The sequence below is a fragment of the Streptomyces sp. NPDC047000 genome, assembly GCF_040644295.1.
Lineage (GTDB): Bacteria > Actinomycetota > Actinomycetes > Streptomycetales > Streptomycetaceae > Streptomyces.
In genome coordinates, this window is sequence record NZ_JBEYWE010000011.1 from 11,197 (window position 1) to 35,636 (window position 24,440).

Here is a 24,440-nt window from a genome sequence, read left to right on the forward strand (position 1 = left end):
GGTTTTCTCCCTGAGCCGGCCCTTCGGCGTTTCAGGCCGGTGCACGGTTCAGCTGTTGCTGTCCGCGTCCGTGGCCGCGGCGGGGGCCGATTCGGTGCCGTCCGGCATGACCGCGGTGACCCAGTAGTGATGCGCGATGTCCCGAGGGGCACCCGTGTCCTGGTAGAAGCGGGTGTCCGCGCTCAGCGGAGCACTCGTCAGCCGCACGTAGGACGAGAAGTGCCCGTCCCAGCGGTAGACGTGAAATCCCGTCGCGCCCGCGCAGTCCTCGGCGCGGCAGCTCCAGGTCAGCTCCGCCCATTCCTCGCTGATCGACCTCGCGGTGAGCTGCAACGGTGTGCCGGGCGGCGTCGGGATCGTGGGGGTGGCCAGGTCGCGTTCGGTCACGGTGACGAAGGAGAAGGGCTCACCCGTGTCGAACCGTGAGTTGCCCGACTCGTCGACGGCGACCACGGCGTAGCGCACGGTCTGGCCGTCCGCGGGGGTCTCGTCGAAGTAGGAGGTGGTGTCACCAGGGCTGTACCACTCTTCCCGGAGCAGGTGGTAGGTCCAGGTGCCCGCCTCGTACTCGCCCTTGTAGACCTGGTAGCTCCAGACGTCCTCGCTCCCGCTCGGCTGCCACCTGATCGCGACGCCGTCCTCCTCCGGGGTGGCGCTCAGTCCCGTGACGGGAGCCGGTGCGAGCCCTTCACGCGGGGCTGTGGCGGAGACCGTGACGGACTTCGCCGACTCGTTCACCTGGTCGTCCACCGCGGTGACCGTGTAGTCGTACTTCGTGTCGTGGAGCACGTACGGGTCGGTGTACGTGGCCGTCCGCACGTTGTCCTCCACCAGGAGGCCGTCTCGGTAGACCTTGTAGCGGTGGACGTCCTCGCTCGGCGAGGCGCTCCACTTCAGCACGATGCCGGTGCCGGACACGGACGAGGCCGTGAGGCCGGTCGGTGGGAGCGGCGGGTGGTTGCCCCGGGTGACGCCGTCGGCCGCCGACCGGGCGGACACGTTGCCTGCCGCGTCCACGGCCGAGACGCGGTACAGGTGGTGGAGCTGTTCCCGGGCGGTGGTGTCGTTCCAGGAGGCGGCGGTGACCGTGGCGACCTTGGTGTAGACCGGGGTCGAGGGGTCGTCCATGATCTGGCTCGCCCGGTAGACGTAGTAGCGCGTGGCGCCCGTGACCGGCTGCCAGGCCACGGCGATGCCCGACGGGCCGTCCGCTGCGGTGAGCCCGGTGGGTACGGGCGGTGGTGTCCTGTCGGTGGTGGTGACGGACTGGACGGGTGAGGCGCCGGATTCGTTGCCGGCCTTGTCCACGGCGCGTACGACGTACTGGTAACCGGCGCCGGTGGCGGGCGGGTTGTCGGTGAAGGACGTCGTGGTGGGCGCGGCTGTCCGGGTCCAGGCGGTGGCACCGGTGAGGCGCCGGTAGACGCGGTAGCCGGCGAGGTCCATCTCGGGGCTCTTCGCCCAGCGGACGGTGGCCTTGAGGGTGGTGGGGTCGTAGGCCGCCGAGACGCCGGTGGGGGCGAGCGGCTTGACCGTGTCGACGGTCGCCGAAGTCCGTGGAGCGTAGGCGAACTTGACGTTGGCGTAGCCGGTCCAGGCGACGAAGTCGACCCGGATGGTGTGGCTGCCGCCGGGGATGGTGAGGTTGACGGTCTTGGTCTGAGTCGTGGTGACGTTCGTCCAGATGTTGACCTTGCGGACGCCGTCGACGTAGACGCGGATGCCGTCGCGGACGGCGGTGGTGAAGCCGAAGGGCCCGCCGGAGCCGAAGTTGCGGACGGTCTGCCAGCGGACGGTGAAGTTGTCGCCGGGCAGGGTGACCCCGGCCGGGTCACCGGTGCCGTAGTCCTCGCTGATCGAGGTGTCACAGGTGGTCAGCTTGGGTGTGCCGCTGAAAGAGGTGTTCGGGTAGTAGGTGGCCTTCCACACCCCGTCCGCGCACGTGGTGGCGGCGTGGGCAGTGGTCGGTAAGGCAAGTCCCGCGGTGGCCGCGGCGATTGCGGCGGCCGTGGCGCAGGCAGCGTGGAAACGCCGGTGCATGGGTATCGGTGAATCGCTCTCGGTCGTGGGGAGCGTGGGGGTCGGTGCCGGGCCATGGGGGGAGCACCGGCGCGATGATCGCACGTCTGTGCGTTTCCTGTCAGCCTTCAGCCCTCGCGGGGTCCCGGGCTGATGTCACACCACGTCCCGTGGTCGACGCGCCGGGTGCTGCCGCGCATCGTCGCCGAGACCGCCCAGCACGCCGGTCACGCCGGTCACGCCGGTCACGCCGGTCACGCCGACATCATCCGCGAGTCCCTGTACAGCGTCCGGGCCGCCAGCAGGGCGCCCGCGGTCGCCGCCCCCACCGCTCCCGCGGCCAGGAAACCGTGGGAGGAACGCCAGGACAGCACCGACCACCGCGACTGCGCGGAGAACAACGATCCTGTACTCAGCCACGACCCGGTCGAGATCAGCGACAGAGACGAACCGATCGAGCCGACCGACAGGGCACTTCCGATCGAGCCGACCGACAGGGCCGAGCCGATGGACCCCACGGACAGCACCGATCCCACCGAGCCGATCGACAACACGGAGTCCTGCGACCACAGCGACAGCACTGAGCCGGAGGAGGCACGACGGGTCGACCGTACGGACGGTTTTGTCATGAGGCCATCCTGCCCGCTGGTCGCGCCGTCCGACTCACGACGCTGTCAACGGATGCCGCGGGGCTCGGAGCCCGAAGCCCGAAGCCCGGAGAGGGCCTTCCGGCATCCGGCCCCTGCCCGGCAGGGCAGATCCCCTGGGAGCCCAGGTCGGCCCGGAACCACGCCCTCGGCCGCACGACGGCGAACGTACGGGCCCGGCCCGCCGTCCGCGCGCTGTGATCCATGAGCCGCCTGTGTCCCAACTGCTAGAATCCGCGCACTTGTTCGGGGGGATGGGGCCCTCCGCGGAGGGGGTACCAAGTGGCTCGTCATGCTTTCGTGCGGGGCTCCCTTGCCGCCGTCACCGGGTTGGCGCTTTCCGTGTCCGCTGTGCCGCTGGTGGGGACCGCACACGCGGAGGGCGCGACGGAGTTGGTCGTTCCGGCCGCCGTGCGCACGACTCCGCGCACGGCGTATCTGCAGAGTGCGGGGGCCTCCGGCTTCCTCGAGTACCGTTCCGCCGCCGAGGGCTCCGGCCTCTGGTGGACCGGCTACGACGGCAGCCGGAAGCCGGTGGCAGGAGGCGAGGGACTCGGGCCGCGCACGCCGGGGGTCTACGGCACCGGTTCGGACGTCGTCGCCCTCCGCACCTCCCAGGGCAGCGGCGGGCAGGTCGTGCTCCGGGACATGGGAACCGGTACGACGGAGACCGTGACCGTCCCGGCGGACCAGAGCTACCTCCAGACGTACGGACACACCGTCCTGACCGGCGCCGGCGCTGCGGCGGGCGGCGAGCGGAACCAGTTGTTCCTGCTGCACGCCGGGAACGGCGGCACGGTGCAGGTGCCCGTCACCGGATTCCCGGACGGAACGGTCTTCCCCTTCTCCCCCACGGGGACCGCGTCCCGCATCCTCGTCGGCTTCTACGGCCCGGACCGCGTCCTCCGGTACGCGGTGGTGGATCCCGGGACCGGCGCCGCCACGCTCCTGCCCTCGTACGTGGCGAACACGGACTCCGTGGTGGGCCCCGATTACCTGGCGAGCTGGTACACCACGGCCCGGGTGCGGGTCTACACCGAGGACGTCTACGACGCGCCCGCGCACGAGGTGCTGTTCCCCCGCGACTCCGCGCACAAGGTCCTCGGCGTCGTCGGTGACGCACTGGTCGTCGCGCGGCGCGACGACTCCTCCGTCTGGCATGTCTCCGCGCTGCCCTTCGACGGCTCCGCGGAACTGCCCCTGGCCGAGCGGGCGGACCCCGAAGCCCTCGTCACCCCCGACGGCGGCCTGCTCCTCGCCGGCGGGACGTCCTCCGTGGACTACGGCATCGCCAGGATCGAGGCGGGGTCCGACGGTCTGCCCCGGACACACCGTGTCGTGGACCTGCCGGCCGTGCCGATGGGGATCGAGTCGCTCGATCTGAGCGGCGGTGAGCTGACCACCTTCGAGTCCGGCGACGGAGCGACGCACTTGTACGGCCGTTCGCTGGTCACGGAGGGAGCCCTGACGGCCGGCCCGCGCACGGACCGGGGGACGACCGGCAGGTGCGGGGTCATGGGCGGGGACTACGGAAGCTGCCCCGACCTCCGGGGTACGGGTGACGGGCGGGCCGTCTACCGGACCGTGGACGGGGAACTCCGCGTCCTGGACCGGGGCCGGTCCCTCCCCGGCACCCTGTTCGCCTCCGGCCTCCAGGAAGACGAGGGACTCGTGGACGTCGAGGGGCGGTACGCGAGCCTGCGGGCACACACGTCCGCGGGATACGGCCTGACGGTCACGGACCTGGACACGGGGAAGACCGTGCTCACCCGCACCGGCGCGGCCGTCGCGGGTCCCGCCGCCCTGTGGGGGGAGACGCTGTGGACGTCGTCCGCGGGCGGTGGCGTGACGGCCACGGAGGTGTCGTCGGGCAAGGCGATCACGTCGTTCCAGGCGGGCAGCACCTGCACCCCCGGGGAACTCCAGGCGGTGGGGCGCTGGGTGTACTGGTCCGGCTCGTGCGCTCTTGCCCAGGGGAGCGTGTCGAAGGCCTTCGTGTACGACACCCGCAAGAAGACGCTCATCACCGCTCCGGCCGCAGGAGAGCACCGCCTCGGGGACGGTTTCCTGGTCACGCGTGACTCCGGGGCCGGGGCACTGACCCTCACGGATGTCAGCAGCGGGTCCGCGGTGAGCCGGCCGCTGGCCGCGAAGAGCGGGAAATGGGACGTCGACCCGTACACCGGTCTGGTCGGTTATGCGGACCCCGCCTCCCAGGACGTCCACATCGTGCGGAGCGGTACGACGGCCACGGACATCGCGGTCCTCGGGGCGGAGACGGACGCCTCGGTCAGCGGGCTGAGCTCCGCCCCGTGGGACGGCAAGTGGTGGCTGTCGAAGCCGGCGGCGTCATGGACCCTGGTGTTCAGGAACAAGGCGACCGGCAAGGCAGTGCGCACCCTCTCCAGCGGTCCCGCCCAGGACGCCGTCCAGGCGTCCTGGAACGGCAGGACGTCGACGGGCGCGTACGTGCCGAACGGCACGTACACCTGGACTCTGACGGTGGCCCCCGCAGACGGGCAGGGCGCGTCGGCGACGGCGTCCGGCTCGCTGAAGCTGACCGGTGGTGCCGCCGTGCGGCGCGACCAGGTCGGGTCCGACGGCATCGGTGACCTCGTCACGCTCACCTCCGCGGGCGTGCTCGCCTTCCACCGCGGTGACGGCGGGGCGTTCTCGACGAAGACGACGGGCTCGGGCTGGCCGGCCTCGATCACCGCGATCCCGTTCGGAGACCTGAACGGAGACCGGTGCAACGACGTGCTGGTGCGGCTGAGCAGCGGCGCCCTGCGCCTGTACAAGCCGGGCTGCGGCGCGGCGCTCAAGCCGAGCACGCCGTACACGACGGTCGGGGCCGGCGGCTGGACCCAGTACAACGTGCTGACCTCGCCCGGTGACATCAGTGGCGACGGACGGCCCGACCTGATCGCCCGCAACGCCTCGACCGGCGCGGTCTACCTGTACAAGAGCACCAGCACCGGAAAGCTGTCCGCGCGCGTGAGGCTGTACACCGACTGGAAGACGTACAAGAAGGTCGTCGGTGCCGGCGATCTCAACGGCGACGGCATCGGCGACCTGATCGCCCAGGACAGGTCCGACAACCTCTACCGCTACTACGGCACCGGAAAGGGCACCTTCGCGTCCCGGGTCCGGCTGTTCACCGGCTGGGGCGGCTCGTACAACGCGGTCGTCGGCGTGGGTGACATCACCGGCGACGGCAGGGCGGACATCGTCGCGCGGGACACCGCGGGCAACCTCTACCGTCAGAGCGGCTACGGCAACGGGTCGTTCGCGTCGCGGGTGAGGATCGCCACCGGCACTCAGGGCTACAAGGCCCTGTACTGACGTGACCGGCACCGGTCGCCGTACAGGTTCCCGGAGACGGTTCACGGGTCTTGCCGGAGGGGTCTGCCGCTCATGGAGCACGGCAGGCCCCTCGGGTTCACGCACGTACGGATCAGACGGGCCGGTCGCTCGCCGGCCGCTGGGCCTGGCGCCCACGTCGGGACGGCCCCGGCAGGACGACCCCGGCCGAGTACGTCCTGCCGCCCGGATGCCAGCCGGTCCACGGCGAGACCGACAGCGGCCGCGAAACCCTGCTCGCCATCGGCGAAGCCACATGGAGCGACGTCAGGCGACCGAGCCGGTCACCGGGTGCGGCCATGCACCGCCCTCGCATCAGATTCCGATTCCGCTTCCGCACCGGTGGCGCAGGCCGGGCCCTCCGGCCCGTTGGGTCTCGGCCGGACTGGGCCTATCGTCGGGTTCATGGGGCCAGGACGAGGAGGACGGCCGGTGATGCCGCAGGACGAGGCCGTGATCGGCCGCACCGGGAAAGTACTGATCGGAACTCGTGGTTCCACAGGCCCGGGTGAAGTACTGGTGCGGGTCAGAGGCGGCTCCGAGACCTTCCTCGCCTGGTCGGACGATCCCCTGCCCGTGGGCGCGACCGTGCTCGTGATCGAATCACGGGGATGTCGCGAGGTCGGCGTCATCGAGTGGGTGGATCCATTGGACGCGCTCGGTGGGGACACCACCGGCGCCGGCTGAGGAGTACATGCATGTTCGGATACCGCGTACCCGCTCCCGACGAGGCGATGTTGATCTCGGGAGGCAGGCGGGGACTGGGGGGCGCGCCGTTCCGAGTGGTCACGGGGCACGGCAAGTTCGTGCTGCCGATCTTCCGGAAGGTCCGGTTCCTCACCCTGTCCATGTGCGAGTCCGAGGTCACCGAGACCTGTGTGACCCGGCAGGGCATCGCGTTGCACGTCCGCGCGGTCATCGCCTTCAAGGTCGGCAACGACCACGAGAGCGTCATCAACGCGGGCCAGCGGTTCCTCTCCGACCAGGAGCAGATGTCGGTGCTCACCGGCCGGATCTTCGCCGGGCACCTGCGGGCCATCATCGGCTCGATGACGGTCGAGGAGATCGTCACCGAGCGGCAGAAGCTCGCCGCGGAGGTCCTGGACACCTCCAAGACCGAGATGGCGAAGATCGGCCTGATCGTCGACTCGCTGCAGATCCAGTCGATCGACGACGGCGACACCGGCTACATCGACGCGATGTCCGCGCCGCACAAGGCGGCCATCCAGCGGCAGGCCCAGATCGCCCAGGCACAGGCCACCCAGGCCGCGGCCGAGGCGGAACAGGCGGCGGCCCGCAACCAGGCCGAGTACGCCCGGCAGACCGCCGTCGTCAAGGCCGAGTACTCGGCCGAGGTGGACCGCGCGCAGGCGCAGGCCGCGCAGGCCGGACCGCTGGCGCAGGCGCACGCCCAGCAGGAGGTGCTCGACGCCCAGACGGAGCTGGCCCTGCGCCAGGCCAAGCTGCGCCAGCAGCAGTTGGTCGCCGAGATCGTGAAGCCCGCCGAGGCCGAGGCCGAGCGCGTCAGGATCCTCGCGGCCGCCGAGGCGCAGCGGATGAAGATACAGGCGGAGGCGGCTGCCTCGTACGACCGGGTCGCGCTCGACCGGATGCTGATCGACCAGCTCCCGCAGATCGTCAAGGAAGCCGCCGGCGGCCTCGCCGGCGCCAACGTCAACGTCCTCAACGGCGCGGACGGCCTCGGCGAGATCGCCGCCGGCCTGGTGTCCCAGGGTCTGACGATCCTCGACTCGGTCCGGCAGAACCTGAGCGGCCACGACTCCGACGGCCACCGCCCCGCCGCGAGCGAGAGCAACGGCCTGCCCCAGCTGCCCAGCGGCAAGGAGGAGAAGCCGGGCGACGGTCCGGTGCACGTCGACTGAGGCGTGCCCGGCGGATCGCGCGTGGCCGGATGAACCCGGACGCCTTCGACGGCGGTACTGTCGCGCGCGTGCCCGGTGAGCAACACCTGGTCAGCTGATCGGCCTGGTCGACCTGGTCGGAGGCCCTTTCGTCCGGCGGACGGGAGGGCCTTTCGGCCGCTCGCCGGGTCCCCGCTCGCTTTCCGCCGTGTGCGGAACGACGCGCCGACCACGGTCATCTACGGTCGCCGGTGCTCGCGCAGGGGGCCGGTCCGCCAGCCGTGTGCCTCGCAGGTGTCGAGGATGCGGGGCAGCGCGCCGAGGGTGGTGCGCCAGGAGCCGGTGGCGGACGTGCAGTCGGAGTCGTGCAGCAGGACGGTGCCGCCGCCGCGCAGGTCGCGCAGGACGGTGTCCTGGACGGACCGGACGGTGGCCCGCCGCCGCCAGTCCTCGCCCCAGCAGGTCCACAGCACCGGGGTCAGTTCCAGGCGGCGGCAGGCGAGATGGGCGGCGGTGGTCATGACCCCGTACGGCGGCCGGAAGAGCGTGGGAGGGCTGCCGGTGGCGTCGGCCACGGCGTCGCGGGCCCGGGCGAGGTCGTCGTAGGTGGCCCGGGGGCCGCGCAGCAGGAGGGGGCGGTGGTGCCAGCCGTGGACGGCGATCTCGTGCCCGGCCGCGGCCATCTCCTTCGCCAGGCCGGGTGAGCGGACCAGCATCGAGCCGAGCAGGAAGAAGGTGGCGCGCACCCCGCGTGCGTCGAGGAGGCCGAGGAAGTGCGGGGTGGAGAGGTGGTCGGGGCCGTCGTCGAAGGTGAGGGCCACGTGGTCCGGGCGGCCCCGGCCCGCGAGGCGGGGCATGACCGTGTTGCGCAGCGGGCCGAGCGTGGAGATCACGGGTGCGGCGTGCACGGCGGCGAGCGCGGGCAGGGCCACGGCCGAGGCGAGCGCGGTGGTGCGGGCGAGGCGGCGGGCCGGGGTCATCGTCCGTCTCCGTCCAGGTAGTGGGTGACGGCCGTGAAGCGGGCGGGCGTCTCGGAGTAGGCGTGGGCGAGCGGGGCGGCGATGCCGAGCGAGACGGTGGCCGTCACGGTCGCGGCCGTCAGGGCGAGCCGCCGCCTGCCGCGGAACCGTGTTGCCGTCGGCACGGGCGGCACGGGCGGCACCGACGTGGGCAGGGCTTCGGGTACGGGCCGGACTTGGGGTGCGGGCCCTTGGCCGGTCCCGGTCCCGGTTCCGGCTGTGGCGCGGACTCGGGCTCGGGCGGCGGTGATGGCGGGTATCGGTCCGGGGGCGGTGCGGTGCAGGGTGAGTCCCGCCGTGCGCTGGGCGCGGCCGCGCGGGCCGTGGAGGAGCCCGGCCAGCGCGGGGCCGAGGTCCCCCGGGTCGCGGATCCAGAACGCCAGGCCCGCCTCCTCCAGGGCGGCGGCGTTGGTACGGCCGTGACCGGGGATGCAGCGGTAACTGGCCACCGGCAGGCCCGCGGCGAACGCCTCCAGCGAGGTCAGTCCGCCCGCGTTCTGGACCAGGACGTCGCAGGCGTGCATCAGGCCGGGCATGTCGTCCACCCAGCCGAAGACGTGCCCGACGCCGTCCCGGCGCAGCCGCTGAGCGAGCGCCTCGTTGCGTCCGCACACCACCACGGGCACCGCGGCCCCGCTCTCCCGTATCTCGGCGGCGGCCCGCCGCACCGGACCGACTCCCCACGAGCCGGCCACCAGGAGGGCCAGGGGTGTCTCCCCGGGCAGGGCGAACCGGTCGCGGGCGGCGGCCCGTTGCCGGGCGGCGGCGGGCGTGAAGCGCGGATCGGTGACGGGGCCCGCGACACTGACGGCGGCCGCGCCCCGTACATGGGCCTGGGCCGCCGGCACCGCGTGCACGGCCAGGTGCGCGTCGATCCCCGGAGCCACCCACAGGGCGTGCACGGAGAAGTCGGTCAGATAGGTGACGGCCGGAACCGTCAGCAGGCCGCGCCCGCGCAGCGCGCCGAGGACCTGGCTCGCCCCGGGGTACGTCGAGACGACCGCGCACGTGTCCGGCGCGAGCGCCCGCAGCGTGCGCCGCTCGGCGGCGCGGAACAGCGTCCGCCAGACCACGCCGGGGCGTGACGCCTCATCGGTGGCCGCGTAGAGGCGCTGGTAGCCGTCGGGCAGCCAGGTCAGCAGGCGGTGGTAGGCACCGCACAGCAGCCGGCCCGCGCCAGCGGGCAGCAGATCGAGGAAGTCGTGCCGGTCCACCCGGTATCCCTGCTCGGCCAGTCTTCTCGCCAGCCCCGCGGCCGCCCCGTCGTGTCCGGCGCCGACACCGGCGGAGACGATCGCGATCCGTACGGCGCGGTCCGCGCCCCGCGGCGGCGGCACGGCGGACGGCGAAGCCGCCGGCACGGGAAGCGACACGGGAACCCGTGCGGAAACCGACGGGGGAGCCGGCAGGGGACCGGGTGCCGGCACCGGCATCAGGTCGTCATCGTGGGGCATGGTCGTTCAGCCTCCTGACGGATTACGGGGTGTGGCGGGGCCACGCCCCGGGCCAGGCGGCACCGCGGGCAGGCCAGGGGTGCGCCTGTGCGCACACCAGGGCCACGACTCGACCGCGGTGGTGCCGACACCTGAAGCTACTACATGTTGTAGAACTCAAGAGACGGCCACATCGGGGCAGGGGGCGCGAACGGCGCGCCGACCTGCGGGGACTCCTCGCCGCGGGCGTCGGTAAAATTACTACAAGACGTAGAAGACGGGAGGTCCTACGCCGGCCTGACCCGTGATGAACACCAGGAAGCCATGTTCCGCACCGGTCAGGAGCGTCGCTTCCCGTGTCGCGGACGGTCGTGGTCGGCGCAGCAGACATCCGGCCGGTGCCCGCGACCGCCGGGCGGCGCCGGCGCGGCGGCACCGGCCCCCGCCTCGGCACCGGCCCCGGGCGCGGGGCGGGCCGCGCACAGCGCCCACTGCGCGGTGTCCAGCATCCGGTCGCTGTCGGACGCGGCGTTGACCAGGCTCACGCAGCAGACGGCCAGCAGCAGTCCACCCGCCAGCAGGGGCAGGCTGCGGCGGCCCGGAGGCGGGGCCAGCAGGGCCCGTACGCGCTGGGGAACCGCTCCGCCGGTCACGGCCAGCGCGGCGGGACGGGTGGCACCGGCGGACGCCAGGGCGGCGCGCCCGACGGCGTGGGCGACGGCCTTGCGGTCACCGACCCACTCGGCGGCCTCCTCGTCGGCCCAGCGCTCCAGGGCGTAGCCGCCCGCGACGGCGACCGGCCGCAGCAAGGGGTTCAGGGCGGCCGTCAGCCGCCACAGGGTCTGGAAGACGTGGTGCCGTCCCCGCAGGTGCGCCCGTTCATGGGCAAGCAGGGCCTGGCGGCCGTCGTCGTCCAGGCAGCGCAGCATCCCCCGGGAGACCACGATCCGCCCGGGCTTCCCGGGGAGCGCGAAGGCCAGCGGGACGTCGTCGTCGACCACGGCCAGTTCCGTCCCGCCGGGCAGCCCGGCGCACTCCCGCCGGGCCCGGACCAGGTGCCGCCCCTGCCGGACGGCGGCCGTGCCCAGCGAGACGGCACCCGCGGCCAGCACCAGGGCGCTGACGGCCGCGACGAGGAGGTAGACGGGGTCCTCGGCGCGCAGCGCGGCCACGGACCAGCGACCCTCCGCCGCGATCTCCGGGATCTGCGCCACGCCGGTGAAGGCCAGCAGGGCGAGTGACCCCGCCCATCCGGCCGCCGCCACCAGCGCGGCACAGGCCAGTGCCCAGGCCGCCGGGCGCGGGGGCAGCCGGCGGGCCACGGGGCGTGCGAGCACCGCGAGCGCGGCGCTGACGAGGAACGGGATGTAGACGCTGACCAGCACCGGGTCACCGCTTCCTGCGGGAGCGCTCGCTCTCGGCGGGTGCGTCGCCGTCACCGTGCCCGGACAGCAGCTGGTGCAGGAGGTGCTCGTCCTGCGCGGACAGCTCCGAGACGAAACGCGTGAGCACCGCCTCGCGGTCGGAACCGCCCTCCAGCAGGGAGTGCATGCGCTGGGCGGTGTGCGACGCCTCGTCGCGGGTCGGCTCGTAGGCGTAGCCGCGGCCCTCGCGGTGCCGTACCAGCATGCCCTTGTCGTGCAGCCGGGACAGGATGGTCAGGACGGTCGTGTAGGCGAGGTCGCCCGGCAGCCGTTCCCGGACGTCCTTCGCGGTCAGCGGGCCCGGGGCGGCCCAGAGGGCGGCGAGCACGTCGCTCTCCAGTGCACCGCGCGCCCGCCTGCCGGATGCCTCCTGGGTCTCCTGGGCCTCCTGGACTTCCCTGGCTTCATGGTCCTCTCGGTCCGCCACCCGGCCGTCCGCCTTCCCGCCGCTCTCGCCGCTTCTCCCGCCGTCCTTGCGCACAGGCTACCCGGCGGTCTCCTACGTGTCGTAGGACTGCGCGGGACGTGTAGCAGGACATGTCGCAGGACCTGTGGTGCGCACCGGTCATGCGTGACCCGTCGTGTCAGACCGTCGCGGCGTCGGCCGCGTCCCGGCGGGAGACGCCCGGCCGGCCGACGAAGCCCGCGATCGCGACCGTCCAGGCGAGGGTGACCGGCCCCAGCCCGAGGCCGAGGCCGCCGCGGGCGTGGCCGAGCGCCATCCAGTCGGCGAGGGAGGCACCGAGGGGCCGGGTGATCACGTAGGCCGTCCAGAACGCGAGCACCGCGCCCAGCACGCCCAGGCGGTGGGCGATCGCGGGTACGCAGATCGCGGCGGCGAAGAGGGCCACCGAGCCGAGGTAGCCGAAGCCGGTGGTCGCGGTGAGGTCACCGGCGGCGGTGCCGAGGGCGAAGGTGGCGAGGACGGCCGCCCAGTAGAAGGCCTCGCGGCGGCGGGTGCGGATGCCGTGGACGGACAGGGTCCGCTCGACGGCGTACCAGAGCGCGAAGACCGCGGTCAGCGCGACGAGGAAGAACGGCGCGGAGACGGCGTAGGGCACGCCCAGGCCGACGTGCAGGACGTCGGCGGCCATGGTGCCGAACACGCTGACCATGACGACGGCGGTCCAGTACACCCAGGCGATGTACCGGCGTACGGCGAACTGGACGGCCAGGGAGGCCACGAGCGCGAGACCGCCGAGGCCGACCGCCGGTACGGGGCCGAGGACCCGGGCGAGGAGGTCCGACGCGGTCTCGCCCATGCCGGTGGTGAGCACCTTGATGATCCAGAAGCAGACGGTCGCTTCCGGCACCTTGTTCGCCAGGGTGCGCACGGGGGCGAAGGAGGGGTCGTCGAGGAGACGCTCGGTGGTCATGGAGCGCACGATGACACGGCGGACCCCAGGTGCCACAGATGCCTTTGCCATTGTTTTGGGGCTTCCGGTGCATGAGTTGCACAACGGCACGGTCAACCTGAAAGCAACCTGAACACCTCGACGAAAGCCCTGGTCAAGGCGGTTGAGCAGATGATACGAGCCGCTCCCGCCGCCCGGGAGGACAGCGGGGAGCGGACACCCCGGCCGGAGGCACTAGAGTCCCGTTGACGTCTACACCACTGTAGTCAGCCGTACGGCCGAAGATCCGCTGGAGGACCATGCGTCACAAGATCCTGGTCGTGGAGGACGACCACGCGCTGCGGGACGTACTGCGCCGCGGGCTGGCCGAGGAGGGTTTCGAGCCTGTCCCCGCCGCCGACGGGGCCACCGCCCTGCGGCTGGCGGCGGCCGACGGCATCGGCGCGGTCGTCCTGGACGTCGGGCTGCCCGACGCGGACGGCCGGGACGTGTGCCAGGCGATGCGCGGGAACGGATTCGGCGCTCCCGTCATCTTCCTGACGGCCCGTCATGGTCTCACCGACCGGCTGTCCGGGTTCTCCGCGGGAGGCGACGACTACCTGCCCAAGCCGTTCCATCTCGCCGAACTCGTGGCCAGGCTGCGGGCCGCGATCAGACGCTCAGCGGCCGCGCCGGGGGCCGTGGCCACGGTCGGCGACCTGGTCCTGGACGCCACCCGGCACAGTGTGAGCGTGGGCGGCGTCCCCGTGGAGCTGTCGCCGACCGAGTTCCGGTTGCTGGCCACCCTCGTGGCCGCGGGCGGCGCCGTCGTGAGCCGTCGTGACCTGGTCAGGGCCGCCTGGCCGGACGGGGCACACGTCAGTGACAACACACTCGACCAGTACCTGAGCAGGCTGCGCCGCAAGCTGCGCGAGGCGGGCAGCGCCCTGAGCCTGCGCACGGCACGCGGGATCGGACACCGGCTCTCATGAACGGACCGCTGCCGAACAGACTGCCGCCGAACAGAATGCCGCTGAACAGACTGCTGCTGAAGGGACCGCTGCTGAACGGACTGCCGCGTCGGCTGACGCCGCGCACGCTGCGCGGCCGGCTCTCCCTCGTGGCCCTCACCACCGCCGCTCTGCTGATGACCGTGCTGACCGTGGTGTTCAACGTGGCGGTGGAGCGGCATCTGCGGCACCAGGCGGACGACGAGCTGCGCAACCGTGCGGCAGCCGTCGCCACGACCGTCGACACCCGTGGCCCGCGGGTACGGGTCGTGGAGACCGCCGGCGACGGCCTCCTCGACGCGAACGTGTGGATCTACGCCGGACCGCGTCTGCTGGAGAAGCCTCCGTCCGCCACGGCCGACGGCGCCCTGACCCGGACCGCCGGCCGGCTGGCCGCGCGGGGAGGGACGGTCTGCGCGACCGCCCGGAGCCCCCGCCTCGTCCGGATGTGTTCCCGGCCCGTGACCGGTCGCACCGGCTCCGCCACGGTCGTCACGGCCGTGAACCTCGCCCCGTACCGGAGTTCGGCGGACACGCTGCTGCTGGGCTCCCTGATCCTGGACGCCGTCATGCTCGCGTGCACGTACGGGCTGACCCGGCTGGCCGTCGGGCGGGCGCTGCGCCCGGTGCGGGACATGACCGACCAGGCCACCCAGTGGAGCGCCGTCGGCTCCGACGAACGCTTCGGCACGGCGGGCCAACCCGCCGAACTCGCCCGCCTCGGCACCTCGCTGGACGCACTGCTGGACCGTATCCGGACGCTGCTGCGCTACGAGCGGCAGCTGACCGGGGAGCTGTCCCACGAACTGCGCACACCGCTCACCCGGATCGTCATCGAGCTGGACTGGTGGCGGGCCCGACCCCGTACGGCCGCCGAGACCCGCGCCACCCACGAGGTGATCGACGAGGCCGCCCGGTCGATGCGCACCATCTGCGACACCCTGCTGAGCGACGCCCGTGAGAGCGTGCGGGACCTCTCCGCGGCGTCCGGCGAGGCGACCTCCGGCAGCACGGGCATCGGCAGCGGTACCGCCCCCGGCCGCACCACCCCCGGCACCACCACCCCCGGCACCACCGCCCCCGGGGCCACCGCCGTCGCACCGGCCCTGAGCCGGCTGGTCGGCGCCCTCGTGGCCCCCGAGCAGGTCAAGGCCGTCGTCGAGGTGACGGACCCGGAGCTGGAGGCGGGCGTCGTGCCCGCGCTCCTCGAACGCATCGTCAGCCCGCTGCTGGCCAACGCGGGCCGTTACGCCCGCTCGACGATCACCGTGTCCGCGCGGCCGGTGCCGGGCGGCATACGGATCAGCGTCACCGACGACGGTCCGGGCGTGCCCGAGTCGTTCACCGGGGACCTCTTCCGGCCCGGCCGCAGGGCCGACCCCGAGGACGGACACGACGGCGCGGGTCTCGGACTCCCGCTCGCGCGGCGGCTGGCCCGTTCCACCGGGGGCGAGGTGTCCCACGATCCCTCGTACACCGGCGGGGCGCGTTTCCTGGCCGACCTGCCCGCCGGGTGACCGGCCCCCGGAACGGGTCTTGTGGACGCCTGCCGTGCGTCCGGTCAGTCGGCGTGCCGTACGGCCTCCTGGGCCGGCGCCACGTCCTTCCGGGTCACCGCCAGGTACACCACCAGGCCGAGGATGACGGTGAGGAACAGCGCGCTGGTGACGACGGTGCCCAGGCCCACGCCGCCGTCCCCGGTGGGCTGGGAGAGGTAGTCGCCGATGGACGCGCCGAGCGGGCGGGTGAGGATGTAGGCGATCCAGAAGCTCCCCACCGCGTCCAGCCCGAGCGTGCGGTGGGCGAGGGCCACGGCGGCGATGGCCAGGGCGAACAGGACCGCGGAGAGCCAGTAGCCGAGGTCCATGCGCTCGGAGACCAGGTCGCCGGCGGCGGTGCCGAGGGCGAAGGTGAACAGGACGGCGAGCCAGTAGAAGGCCTCACGGCCGGTGGTGTCGATGTGGTGGATGGACAGGGTCCGTTCACGCCGGTACCAGACCGTGAAGACGACGGCGAGGACGACCGCGAACACGGTGGTGCTGGTCTCCAGCGGGACACCCATGTTGTCGGTGAGGTTGTCGCTGATCAGCGTGCCCACGACGCTGATCAGGGCGACGGCCGTCCAGTAGACGCCCGCGCGGTAGGCGCCGGTGCGGAACTGCACGACCAGGACGACGGCCAGGAGGGCGCTCATCAGCAGCGACACGCCGGTCAGACCGAGGCCGGCCTTCTCATTGAGCAGGTCGGCCGCGGTCTCCCCGACGGTCGTGCACAGCACCTTGATGATCCAGAAGTAGAGGGTGACCTCGGGCACCTTGTTCCGGCGCGGCCGGCGGCCCGAGGGCGCCCCGGCGCCGGGCGCTGTCGGCGCGGGGCTCTGTGAGGTGCTCTGTGATGTTCCGTGTGTCATGGGGCCCGACCGTGCCACGGACTCCCTGAACGCATCCTGACTGCCGTGCGGCGACCCCGGACAGGCCGGCCAGGGGACGGTCAGGAGACGGTCAGGAGGAGTGCTGTCGCGGCCAGGTCGACCAGGGCGAACGTGCCGTAGAACAGGGTCATCGTGCGGGACAGGGCGACCCTGCGCCAGGGGACGGGTTGGGCGAAGCGTTCCACGTCCATGCTGAACGGCGGGACCGGCGGGGTGTCGGAGGTCAGGGACCGGTTGTAGAGGGAGCGGAACAGGCGTTCCTGTTCCAGGTAGTAGGCGTCCAGCAGCCAGAGGCCCGAGGTCATCATGAGGGCGATCACCGCCACGGTCCATCCGGCGCCTCCCGTCGCGACGGTGATCAGGCTTCCGCTGACGGTCATGGCCCATCCCTTGATCAGGAAGGAGTTCGCGCCGAGCCGGCCGATGGTGATCTGGAGGAGTTCGAGGTGCTTCATCCTCGTCTCGTCGGGGGCCTGCGGGGCGGGCACGGTGCTCATCCGGCGGCTTCCTCGTCCGGCCACTGCCACGGGTCCGGGTCCGACGCCGACGCCGGGTCCGGGTCCGGGTCGAGTGGGGGTTCCGGGTGCGGTTCCGGTGCGGGCACGGCCTCGCGGGGCTGCCCGGGCCGGGGGTTCCGCGGGCGGTCGAGGTCGGCGAGGGCCTTACGGAGGCGGCGGTCGAGGCCGGCCGGGTGGTGGGCGGTGAGGGTCTCCCACGTCTCGGTCAGCAGGTCCAGTCTGATCTCCGGTCCTCCCTCGGGTGGCACCGGCGCGAGCAGCCGGCGGTGGGCGCACGGGGTCTTGGCCGTGCGTTCCGGGGGCCAGGTGACCGTGCGCAGCGGGAGGTCGAAGGTGCCCGCCGTTCCCGTGCGCGCGCGTTCCTCCATGAGGTCGGTGGACGCGTCCTCCACGTGCCTGCGGGCGCCCTGTTCCGTCGCGTCGAGGGCCGCCTTCAGTGCGTCCCAGGCCGCGACATGGGCCACGAGTGCCTTCCTCGCCTCGTCGGACAGTTCGTCGGCGGCCTTCCTGTGCTTCTTCCGCGCCTTCGCCGCTTTTTTCGTGCGCCGGTCCTCCGCGGCGGCCCCGGCCGCCTCCGGGTCGTACGCCAGCAGTTTCGCCGCCACGGCGGCGACGCTGAGCAGCAACAGGAGCAGCACGATGACGGGCTGGTAGCGCGTCAGATAGGCGTCGCCCGAGGACTCCACCGCCATCATCACCCGTACGACGCCCAGTCCGGCTATCAGCCCGAGGACGGCGAGGGTGAACAGCCAGGGGGCCACCAGCGGACGCCACCGGCGCCGGGCTTCCCGGCGGTCGGCCGCAGCAGCAGTGCCGTCGGCATCACCGTCGCCGGTGGCAGCGGCAGCCCGGGCCTTCCGTACGGCGGCCGTGCGCTCGGCGAGGAAGGCTCCCGCGGCCTGGAGGCAGACCGCGGTGGCGAGGCCGGGCAGGTACGCCAGCCAGTACTGCACCTCGTCCTTCTCCGCCTCCAGGAGCTGCTGGATCACGGAGCCCACGAACGCCGCGTCGAAGACCGCCGCGGCGGCGGTCACGGGCCAGACCAGCCGGCGCCACAGGAGGGTGTCCCGCAGCGGGTTGTGTGCCGTTGCCGTGGTCCGGTCCTGCGTCCGGGAGTCCGGCTCCGGGCGCGCGGTCCTCCGCAGCGCGGTCGGCGCGGCCGGCGGTGCTCCGTCGGGCGCGGTGGGCAGTACGCCCTCGGTGCGCCGGAACCGGTCGACGGCCGCGATGCCGCGTTCCACGCGCTGTGCGGACCTGACGACCGTCGCGCAGGCCTTGCCGAGGGCCGGCTGGTCGTCCGTCAGACGGGTGTTGGCGTTGCTGAACGCCCGCATGAGGACGGCGCGTTCGCGGCTGTCGGTGCGGTCGACGAGGCGGACCGGCGGCGGTGTCTCCGCCGCCTCGCCGTCCGGTCCGCGCCCGCCCGGGCAGTCCCGCGCCGCGCTCAGCACCACGCCGTCGGGCACGCGCGGCGCGCGGTTCTTCCTGGCCTTGGTGGTACTCGTCTCGATCTCGACCTCGGTGGTGCTCATCGTCTTCTCCCTCACCGGACGACCACGATGTCGACCCGGCGGTCGCACTGCAGCTTCTGTTCCTTACCGAGGTCGCCCGCGGCTCCGGGGCACCCGTCGGGCACGCCCTTGCCGACGGCCGTCACGCGCCGCACGCCGAGCCGTTCCAGTTCGCTCTTGACTGCGTCCGCGCGCGCCTGCGACAGCTTCCGGTTGTTGGCCGAGCCGCCACGTGGATCCACGTAGCCGAGGACCCGGACGCGGGCCCCGTCCAGACCTCGCAGATCGACGGCGATCCTGGTCAGCCGGGGAAGTGCCGCGGGGCGCAGGACGGCGGAGTCCGGGTCGAACAGGGCTCTGGCACCGGCCTGCCTGTAGGTGCGCTCCGGGAACTCGACGGCCGGGTCGTGCGGTCGCCGCGGGGACGCCTTGCCGCCGGACTGCCGGGTCGCCGCGACGGTGATCAGCGCGCAGTCGGGACCGTGGGCCGGTTCCGGGTGGGCGGCGGCGCACAGTCCCTGCCACAGTCCGGCGAGCCACTCCGACTGCGCGGGTGAGGCCTGCGGCGCATCCTGTGCCGTCCGTCCGAGACCCACGAACACGGTCTCCACGGACAGCAGGGTCCGGGACGTCACTTCCTTCTCGTCGCGGCAGCGCTGGACGATCGCGTCGGTCTCCGCCTTCTCCTCGAACCCGGCCCCGCGCAGGTCGGCGCAGCCCGTCGTGGGCAGGCCGTCGGTGAGCACGACCAGTCTGCGGGTGCCCTCGGTGCCGGCGAGCACGGTGCTCGCCTCCCGTACAGCGCCCAGCACGTCGCTGCCGCCGCGGCCGGGCACCGACGCCTGGGCCCCGGCCACCGCCGTCGCCACGCATCCGGGTACGGACGCGGTACGGCGCTTCCAGTTGTCCTCGTTGCCGTGCGGCGGCCGGGTGGCCCAGTTCCGGGCGGTCCACCGCAGGTCGTGCGCGTCCCCGCCGAACGCGGCGACGGACACCGTCCCGACGCCGTCGAGCCACGTGCCGAGGCGCTGTCCGACGGCGTCGGAGTCGTCGACCCCGCCGGACGCAGGGGTGGAACCGCGTACGGAGGACGAGACGTCGACGAGGACCACCGTCTGGCCCTCCGTCGCGGGCGAGGCGCTGTCGGCCCCTTTCCGCATCCAGCCGCACTGCGCCTGCGAGCCGGGGCCCGGGGCGCAGCCCGTGAGCAGCCCGGCCACGAGGGCGGGGAGGAGAAGCACGGTGCCGACGGCCCGGACCGGGTGCACCCGGCGGGACACCCGCGGAGTGGACGGGACGGACGGGACGGAGTGGGCGGCTTGATCGGACCGGACGGTCTCGGCGGACGGGACGGCCCGGTCGGACCGGTGGGTCCAGGCGGAGCGGACGACCCAGGCGGCCCGCGTGAACGGGGCGGACCGGGTGGGCCGGGCGGCGGGGCCGGTTCCGGGCGGAGGTGTCGTTGTCATCGGTCGTCCTCCGGCGGGGGCGGTCCGTCCAGGATCCAGGAGAAGGGGGTGAGTCCCATCTGCTGGGAGAAGCTGTTCAGCGCCTTGTCGTAGGCGTTGGCGAACTCGAAGAGGCCGATCTGCTCGTGGTTCTTGGTGGCCTGGTTCAGTACGTTGGCGAGCGCGACGGCGCCCGTACGGCGCGCGGAGCGGAGCGTGTCGCAAGCGGCGGCGAAGTCGCCGTCGGCCAGCGAGGCGGCGATCGGGACGAGGAACTGGCGCTGTACCGGCGTGAGTTCGCCGGAGCGTTCGAGGTCCGCGATGACCTGGAGCCATTCCTCGGTCAGGAGCCTGGCGTGCGCGGCCTTCAGCCGCCCCAGCCGCAGTTCGTCCCTGAGCCCCTGCTCCTCCAGCCGGGCGGGCCGTATCCGGTCGCGCAGGACGGGGTCGATACGGACCCGGACCGTGGGCCGGCACTTGACGAGCTCGCCGTCGTTCGAGTAACACCAGCCGTCGGAGAGCTCGGAGTTGATCAACTCCTCCGCCTTGACCGGGTCGTTGGGGTCGCAGGTACGGGCCAGCGCCCAGGCCCGCTTGAGGAGTTCGTCGCGGGCCGCCGCCGTCAGCGTGCCCGCCCGCTCGCGCAGCCGCTCGACCGTCATGTTCCCGCTGTGCCAGCGGAAGTGGGGCAGCACCTGGAACTCGAAGATGTCGCCCTGCGCCGCGAGCCGCAACGCCTCGCCGCCGGGCGCCACGTCGGCGTCCGCGTCGGGCTGGGGGGACTCCACGGTGTCCAGCGCGGGCGACACCCACTCGGCCGCCGGTTCCGGGACGTCGGGCCGGAGCCGGGCGCGGCGCTCACGGCGGTCGCGCCACCACTCCCGCCACCGGGCCAGCAGTCCCTTCTTACGGGTGTTCGTCATCGGGGCTTCCTTTCATCAACTGTCGGATTCGGGACGGTTGTCGGGGCCGGGGCGGTCGCCGGGGTCGGGGCCGGGGTCGGTGTCGAGTGCGCGCAGGACGCGGCGCAGCGTCCGGGAGTTCTTGTGGCGGGGCAGCCAGACCCAGGTCACGTGGAACCGGGTCCGGTTCCTCAGCAGCCGGCCCTTGAAGATCCGCGGGGCGAGCGACTCGTAGAGCGCGGCGAGGTCCTCGTTGCCCTCGGTGTCCGCGTCCGGCAGCCAGCGGGCCAGGAGGTTCCAGGCGCGGGTGGACGTCTCCGTGGTGCTCAGGGCACGGTTCAGGAACGTGACGAGCAGTTCGGCGTTCTTGTCGTTGTCCAGGGCGAGTTCGGCGAGGGCGGGACGGCCGGTCCGGTCCGCGCTGATCGTGCACCGGCCGAGCGCGAGGAGGGTACGGACGGCGTGCCGCGGAAGGTACTCGTCCTGGGCGCTCGCCCAGTGGCCGAGTTCGGCCATCACCTCCTCGACCCGGCCGGCCAGGAACAGCCACGCCGTGGAGAAGGCGATGGAGCTGGACGTCACCAGTTCGGGCTTCCGGCCGAGCCGGCCCAGCTCGGCGAGGGTGGCCGGTACGTCACGCAGGCCGAGCGACGTGCCGTAGGAGCGGGCCGCGCTGTCCTGGAGGGCGGCGCCGGGGCTGCGGGCCCAGTCCTGCACCCGGGCGGCGACCCGGTCCGCCGTCGCCGTACCGCCCTGGGCCGCGGCCATTTCGAGGGCCAGGGCGGCGCACTGCCTCCGCACCCCGGAGTCGGATCTGGCCCAGGGACCGACGCACTCCCGGTAGATGAAGTCGAAGTCGTGCTCCATCAGGAGGCCGACGAGCTGGGCGACCCGGACCCTGACCCGCTCCCGTCCGGGACCGCGCCCGCCGACCAGGAGGTCGAGCCATTCCAGGAACGGCACCCGCAGCCGGCTGTACGCGTCCCAGGTGCTCTCCAGCATGCTGTGCAGCAGTTCCTCGTGCACCAGCAGGGCGCGCCGGGCGGTGTTGCGGGCGTCGGCCGCGGTCGCCTCGGAGGCCCGCATCTCCTGCGGTACGAGCCGGTCGATGTTCTGCTCGGCCATGTGCTGGACGAGCTCGTCCTCCGCGATCCCGAAGTGCGGCAGGAAGATCCGGCTGAGCAGCTCGCCCGCCTCGACGACGTCGGACAGGGGGTGTCCGTTGAAGAGCGCGTACGCGATCCGGAACGCCTTGTGGTGCGGGTCGGGTGTCCGGTCCTCGTCCCGCCCGTCGTCGTCGAGGCCGAGCATCTCCCGGGCGAGCAGATGCAGCCAGTCGCGCCAGCGGCCGATGACGTCCGAGAGGGCCTCGTCCGTGGCGTGGACGTTCGCCGCGAGGGCGCGGGCCAGCTGGACCACTCCGGTCACCGACCGGACCAGCCCCAGGGTGGTCCGCAACTGTTCGTTGCCGGTCACCCGGGCGATGAACCGCCGCGCACTGCCCGCGTCGCACGGCAGCCCGCCGTCGTCCTCGGTCCGGCGGCAGTACAGCCGGTGACGGGTGGCCTGCTCCCTGAGATGGGCTTCGAGCACCTGCATGGGGTCGGGCCCCGGGTGTTCGACGACATGGATGTCACCCGTCACATCGGCGAGAGCGGACCGCCGGGCGGTGACCACCACGTTGACGTCGTACTGGACCGCCAGCCGCCCCAGCCGGTCCAGTGTGCGCGCGGTGACGGGCCGGGCGTCCGCCTCGACCAGGTAGCCGTGACCGCTCTCGAACAGCCGCCCGGCCTGCTCGCACACGCCCTGGAGCACGTCCGCGTCCTCGCGGTAGAGGGCGCTGACCGCGTAGTGGGGCCTGCTGCACCGGGTGAGGAGGGCCGTCGCCGTGGCGCGCCGTCCGGTGCCCTCCTCCCCGCTCAGCACGATCACGCGGTGCTCGGCGAGAGCGCGCTCCATCTCGTCCTGCCCGGACACCGGCGCGTAGGTCGCCGTGGGGGCGTCCTCGGGGAGGGGGACGGCCTGGACCTCGGACTTCTGCGGGCCGCCGTCGCCGCTGTGCATGTTCTCGACGTAGTAGCTGTGTCCGCCGGCACCGAGGTTGACGGCACCGCGGCTCGTCCTGAGGAGGTTGTACCGCTCCCGGGCGGCGCTCTGCTCCTCGAAGGAGACCTGCGGCTCGGGGGCGGGGGCGCTCCCCGGGGCGGCGGTCCGGGGGGTTCCGGCCCCGGGGGCGGGGGCGCCGTCGGCCGCAGGCTGTCCGCCGTGCCGCTCCTGCGGCGGTACGTGTCCGGGCTGCGGGCCGGTGACCGGCGCGCCGTCACCCGGCGTGGCGGCTCCCTGTCCGTCTCCGGACGCGGGGGCCTCCGGCGCGGTGGGGGCGGACGGCGGCGGTTCCTCGGAGGCGGCCGCCGCAGGGGCCTCCCCCGGCTGGTCGCTCATGACGGCCGCTCCACGTCCGTGCCGGGCTCACGGAGGTCGGCGGGGTCGGCGCGCTCGATGTACGTCGTGTTCTCGTAGCCGACGGCGCAGCGGTCGAAGCGGCTGTTCCCGGAGCCGATGACGACACCGCCGTCCTCGCCGCGGTTCTTCCCGGTCTTCTTCTCGCTCCGCTTCTCGGGCACGTGCTTGCGGAGTTCGCCGACGAGGATGTCGAGGTCGTGGTGGCTGTACCCCAGGCGCAGATGCAGGGCCTGCCGGGTGTTGAGCCCGACGATGGCCGGCGGGAGCTGCTCCGCCGGGGGGAGGCCCGTGTCGAGCAGCACCGGGATGACGACCTTGTTCAGCATGATCGCGGTCGCGATCTCGTTGTGGACGTAGTCCTGCGGCATGTCGATCCGGCGAGCCCCGGTCCTCTGGTCGCGGATGTCGAGCCAGTGGGGACCGATCAGGGTGAGAACAACCGTGCTGGACACCAGTTCCCGGTACAGGAACTCGGGGAAATCCGTTCCGCCGGACATGCTCCGGCGGTCCCGGAACACCCTGTCCTTGCCGAACACCTTCACGAGCCTTTCGTCAATGAGTTCGGGAGCCTGTCCCCCGTCACCCGTCCTGTAGTTGATGAAGATTCCGGTCACAGGGTGACTCCTCACGGGTTGTGCGCAGAGCGCTTGCGGACCGTTTCCGGGAGGTCCGGGAACGTATCCGTATTGGCGAGATTTTCAGTACGAGAAGTGCAGGTCAACGCGTTTCCCTGACCCTTTTGCCAGGGAAACGGAACACCCTTTCAGGGGTGGTGGGGAGCAGGACGGCAGACAGCGGGGCGTTTCCCCGCTGCGGCCGCCACCGGGAAACCGCGGTCACCGCCCGGACCGGTGCACGATGGAACCGCCTGAAACCGGCCGGAACCGGCCAGGCGGCAGCCGAAGCCGACGGACGGACGGACGGGGACGGGTGCCGACTTCGGCGGACGAACCGACGCCGCCCGACCTACGGACGGGAAGGTCTGGCCGACGGAGGGGAGGGCTTGGCCGGGCGACGCCCCGGGAGCACCCGCCCGGCCGCCCGGAGCCGCTCCGG

Annotated in this window: 19 protein-coding genes; 5 read left to right on the plus strand and 14 right to left on the minus strand. The window is 72.8% G+C overall.

Features of this window, described 5'->3' with window-relative positions; translation table 11 throughout:
- Positions 1 to 48 precede the first annotated feature (48 nt).
- Positions 49 to 2,040 (minus strand): PA14 domain-containing protein, encoded by a 1,992-nt coding sequence (locus tag ABZ862_RS18940; protein ID WP_360959410.1) that lies wholly within the window; start codon positions 2,038 to 2,040, stop codon positions 49 to 51.
- A 233-nt stretch (positions 2,041 to 2,273) separates the two neighbouring features.
- Positions 2,274 to 2,648: a hypothetical protein gene (locus tag ABZ862_RS18945; RefSeq protein ID WP_360959412.1), complete on the minus strand. Its 375-nt coding sequence runs from the start codon at positions 2,646 to 2,648 to the stop codon at positions 2,274 to 2,276.
- Between the two features lie 378 nt (positions 2,649 to 3,026).
- Between ABZ862_RS18945 and ABZ862_RS18950 the strand changes: the two genes are divergently transcribed.
- The 3 genes from ABZ862_RS18950 to ABZ862_RS18960 all read left to right on the plus strand — a co-directional run bounded on the left by ABZ862_RS18950 (position 3,027) and on the right by ABZ862_RS18960 (position 7,909).
- Positions 3,027 to 6,008, plus strand: coding sequence for an FG-GAP-like repeat-containing protein (locus ABZ862_RS18950; RefSeq protein WP_360959414.1), 2,982 nt, complete (start codon positions 3,027 to 3,029; stop codon positions 6,006 to 6,008).
- 453 nt (positions 6,009 to 6,461) lie between these two features.
- Positions 6,462 to 6,713, plus strand: coding sequence for a hypothetical protein (locus ABZ862_RS18955; protein ID WP_360959416.1), 252 nt, complete (start codon positions 6,462 to 6,464; stop codon positions 6,711 to 6,713).
- Between the two features lie 11 nt (positions 6,714 to 6,724).
- Positions 6,725 to 7,909: an SPFH domain-containing protein gene (locus ABZ862_RS18960; RefSeq protein WP_360959417.1), complete on the plus strand. Its 1,185-nt coding sequence runs from the start codon at positions 6,725 to 6,727 to the stop codon at positions 7,907 to 7,909.
- Positions 7,910 to 8,127: 218 nt separating this feature from the next.
- Here ABZ862_RS18960 and ABZ862_RS18965 read toward each other — a convergent pair whose 3' ends face one another.
- The 5 genes from ABZ862_RS18965 to ABZ862_RS18985 all read right to left on the minus strand — a co-directional run bounded on the left by ABZ862_RS18965 (position 8,128) and on the right by ABZ862_RS18985 (position 13,140).
- A complete protein-coding gene (locus ABZ862_RS18965) occupies positions 8,128 to 8,868 on the minus strand; it encodes a polysaccharide deacetylase family protein (RefSeq protein ID WP_360959419.1) in 741 nt (246 codons plus the stop codon).
- Entirely contained in the window at positions 8,865 to 10,244 is a 1,380-nt protein-coding gene (locus ABZ862_RS18970; RefSeq protein ID WP_360959421.1) for a glycosyltransferase, read from the minus strand. The genes ABZ862_RS18965 and ABZ862_RS18970 overlap by 4 nt, the downstream gene beginning before the upstream one ends.
- 434 nt (positions 10,245 to 10,678) lie before the next feature.
- Positions 10,679 to 11,725, minus strand: coding sequence for a M56 family metallopeptidase (locus tag ABZ862_RS18975; protein ID WP_360959423.1), 1,047 nt, complete (start codon positions 11,723 to 11,725; stop codon positions 10,679 to 10,681).
- Positions 11,726 to 11,729: 4 nt separating this feature from the next.
- The gene (locus ABZ862_RS18980) at positions 11,730 to 12,104 is read right to left on the minus strand and encodes a BlaI/MecI/CopY family transcriptional regulator (protein ID WP_360959823.1); all 375 of its coding nucleotides are present in this window, start codon (positions 12,102 to 12,104) and stop codon (positions 11,730 to 11,732) included.
- Positions 12,105 to 12,348: 244 nt separating this feature from the next.
- Complete coding sequence (locus tag ABZ862_RS18985) at positions 12,349 to 13,140, minus strand: hypothetical protein (RefSeq protein ID WP_360959425.1); 792 nt, start codon at positions 13,138 to 13,140, stop codon at positions 12,349 to 12,351.
- 278 nt (positions 13,141 to 13,418) lie between these two features.
- On the opposite strand from ABZ862_RS18985, the gene ABZ862_RS18990 reads away from it, so the two are divergent.
- On the plus strand, positions 13,419 to 14,090 hold the full coding sequence (locus tag ABZ862_RS18990) for a response regulator transcription factor (protein WP_360959427.1): 672 nt from the start codon (positions 13,419 to 13,421) through the stop codon (positions 14,088 to 14,090).
- A 35-nt stretch (positions 14,091 to 14,125) separates the two neighbouring features.
- A complete protein-coding gene (locus ABZ862_RS18995) occupies positions 14,126 to 15,625 on the plus strand; it encodes a HAMP domain-containing sensor histidine kinase (protein WP_360959428.1) in 1,500 nt (499 codons plus the stop codon).
- A 44-nt stretch (positions 15,626 to 15,669) separates the two neighbouring features.
- On the opposite strand, the gene ABZ862_RS19000 is transcribed toward ABZ862_RS18995, so the two are convergent.
- The 7 genes from ABZ862_RS19000 to ABZ862_RS19030 form a co-directional block, all read right to left on the minus strand.
- The gene (locus tag ABZ862_RS19000) at positions 15,670 to 16,518 is read right to left on the minus strand and encodes a hypothetical protein (RefSeq protein WP_360959430.1); all 849 of its coding nucleotides are present in this window, start codon (positions 16,516 to 16,518) and stop codon (positions 15,670 to 15,672) included.
- Between the two features lie 80 nt (positions 16,519 to 16,598).
- On the minus strand, positions 16,599 to 17,036 hold the full coding sequence (locus tag ABZ862_RS19005; protein ID WP_360959432.1) for a hypothetical protein: 438 nt from the start codon (positions 17,034 to 17,036) through the stop codon (positions 16,599 to 16,601).
- Positions 17,033 to 18,589, minus strand: a complete 1,557-nt coding sequence (locus ABZ862_RS19010) for a hypothetical protein (RefSeq protein ID WP_360959434.1) — start codon at positions 18,587 to 18,589, stop codon at positions 17,033 to 17,035. The genes ABZ862_RS19005 and ABZ862_RS19010 overlap by 4 nt, the downstream gene beginning before the upstream one ends.
- A gap of 11 nt (positions 18,590 to 18,600) precedes the next feature.
- On the minus strand, positions 18,601 to 20,037 hold the full coding sequence (locus ABZ862_RS19015) for an OmpA family protein (protein WP_360959436.1): 1,437 nt from the start codon (positions 20,035 to 20,037) through the stop codon (positions 18,601 to 18,603).
- Positions 20,034 to 20,939 carry a hypothetical protein gene (locus ABZ862_RS19020; RefSeq protein WP_360959438.1) on the minus strand — a complete coding sequence of 302 codons (906 nt, stop codon included), beginning with the start codon at positions 20,937 to 20,939 and terminating at the stop codon, positions 20,034 to 20,036. The genes ABZ862_RS19015 and ABZ862_RS19020 overlap by 4 nt, the downstream gene beginning before the upstream one ends.
- A 15-nt stretch (positions 20,940 to 20,954) precedes the next feature.
- Positions 20,955 to 23,363: a hypothetical protein gene (locus tag ABZ862_RS19025; protein ID WP_360959440.1), complete on the minus strand. Its 2,409-nt coding sequence runs from the start codon at positions 23,361 to 23,363 to the stop codon at positions 20,955 to 20,957.
- Positions 23,360 to 23,998 carry a toll/interleukin-1 receptor domain-containing protein gene (locus tag ABZ862_RS19030; protein ID WP_360959442.1) on the minus strand — a complete coding sequence of 213 codons (639 nt, stop codon included), beginning with the start codon at positions 23,996 to 23,998 and terminating at the stop codon, positions 23,360 to 23,362. The genes ABZ862_RS19025 and ABZ862_RS19030 overlap by 4 nt, the downstream gene beginning before the upstream one ends.
- Positions 23,999 to 24,440 lie beyond the last annotated feature (442 nt).

Excerpts from the sequence above, each read along its gene's own strand:
- ABZ862_RS18940 (WP_360959410.1), bottom strand. The coding sequence starts at position 2,040 with ATGCACCGGCGTTTCCACGCTGCCTGCGCCACGGCCGCCGCAATCGCC.
- ABZ862_RS18945 (WP_360959412.1), bottom strand. The coding sequence starts at position 2,648 with ATGACAAAACCGTCCGTACGGTCGACCCGTCGTGCCTCCTCCGGCTCA.
- ABZ862_RS18955 (WP_360959416.1), top strand. The coding sequence starts at position 6,462 with ATGCCGCAGGACGAGGCCGTGATCGGCCGCACCGGGAAAGTACTGATC.
- ABZ862_RS18960 (WP_360959417.1), top strand. The coding sequence starts at position 6,725 with ATGTTCGGATACCGCGTACCCGCTCCCGACGAGGCGATGTTGATCTCG.
- ABZ862_RS18965 (WP_360959419.1), bottom strand. The coding sequence starts at position 8,868 with ATGACCCCGGCCCGCCGCCTCGCCCGCACCACCGCGCTCGCCTCGGCC.
- ABZ862_RS18985 (WP_360959425.1), bottom strand. The coding sequence starts at position 13,140 with ATGACCACCGAGCGTCTCCTCGACGACCCCTCCTTCGCCCCCGTGCGC.
- ABZ862_RS18990 (WP_360959427.1), top strand. The coding sequence starts at position 13,419 with ATGCGTCACAAGATCCTGGTCGTGGAGGACGACCACGCGCTGCGGGAC.
- ABZ862_RS18995 (WP_360959428.1), top strand. The coding sequence starts at position 14,126 with ATGCCGCTGAACAGACTGCTGCTGAAGGGACCGCTGCTGAACGGACTG.
- ABZ862_RS19000 (WP_360959430.1), bottom strand. The coding sequence starts at position 16,518 with ATGACACACGGAACATCACAGAGCACCTCACAGAGCCCCGCGCCGACA.
- ABZ862_RS19005 (WP_360959432.1), bottom strand. The coding sequence starts at position 17,036 with ATGAGCACCGTGCCCGCCCCGCAGGCCCCCGACGAGACGAGGATGAAG.
- ABZ862_RS19010 (WP_360959434.1), bottom strand. The coding sequence starts at position 18,589 with ATGAGCACCACCGAGGTCGAGATCGAGACGAGTACCACCAAGGCCAGG.
- ABZ862_RS19015 (WP_360959436.1), bottom strand. The coding sequence starts at position 20,037 with ATGACAACGACACCTCCGCCCGGAACCGGCCCCGCCGCCCGGCCCACC.
- ABZ862_RS19020 (WP_360959438.1), bottom strand. The coding sequence starts at position 20,939 with ATGACGAACACCCGTAAGAAGGGACTGCTGGCCCGGTGGCGGGAGTGG.
- ABZ862_RS19025 (WP_360959440.1), bottom strand. The coding sequence starts at position 23,363 with ATGAGCGACCAGCCGGGGGAGGCCCCTGCGGCGGCCGCCTCCGAGGAA.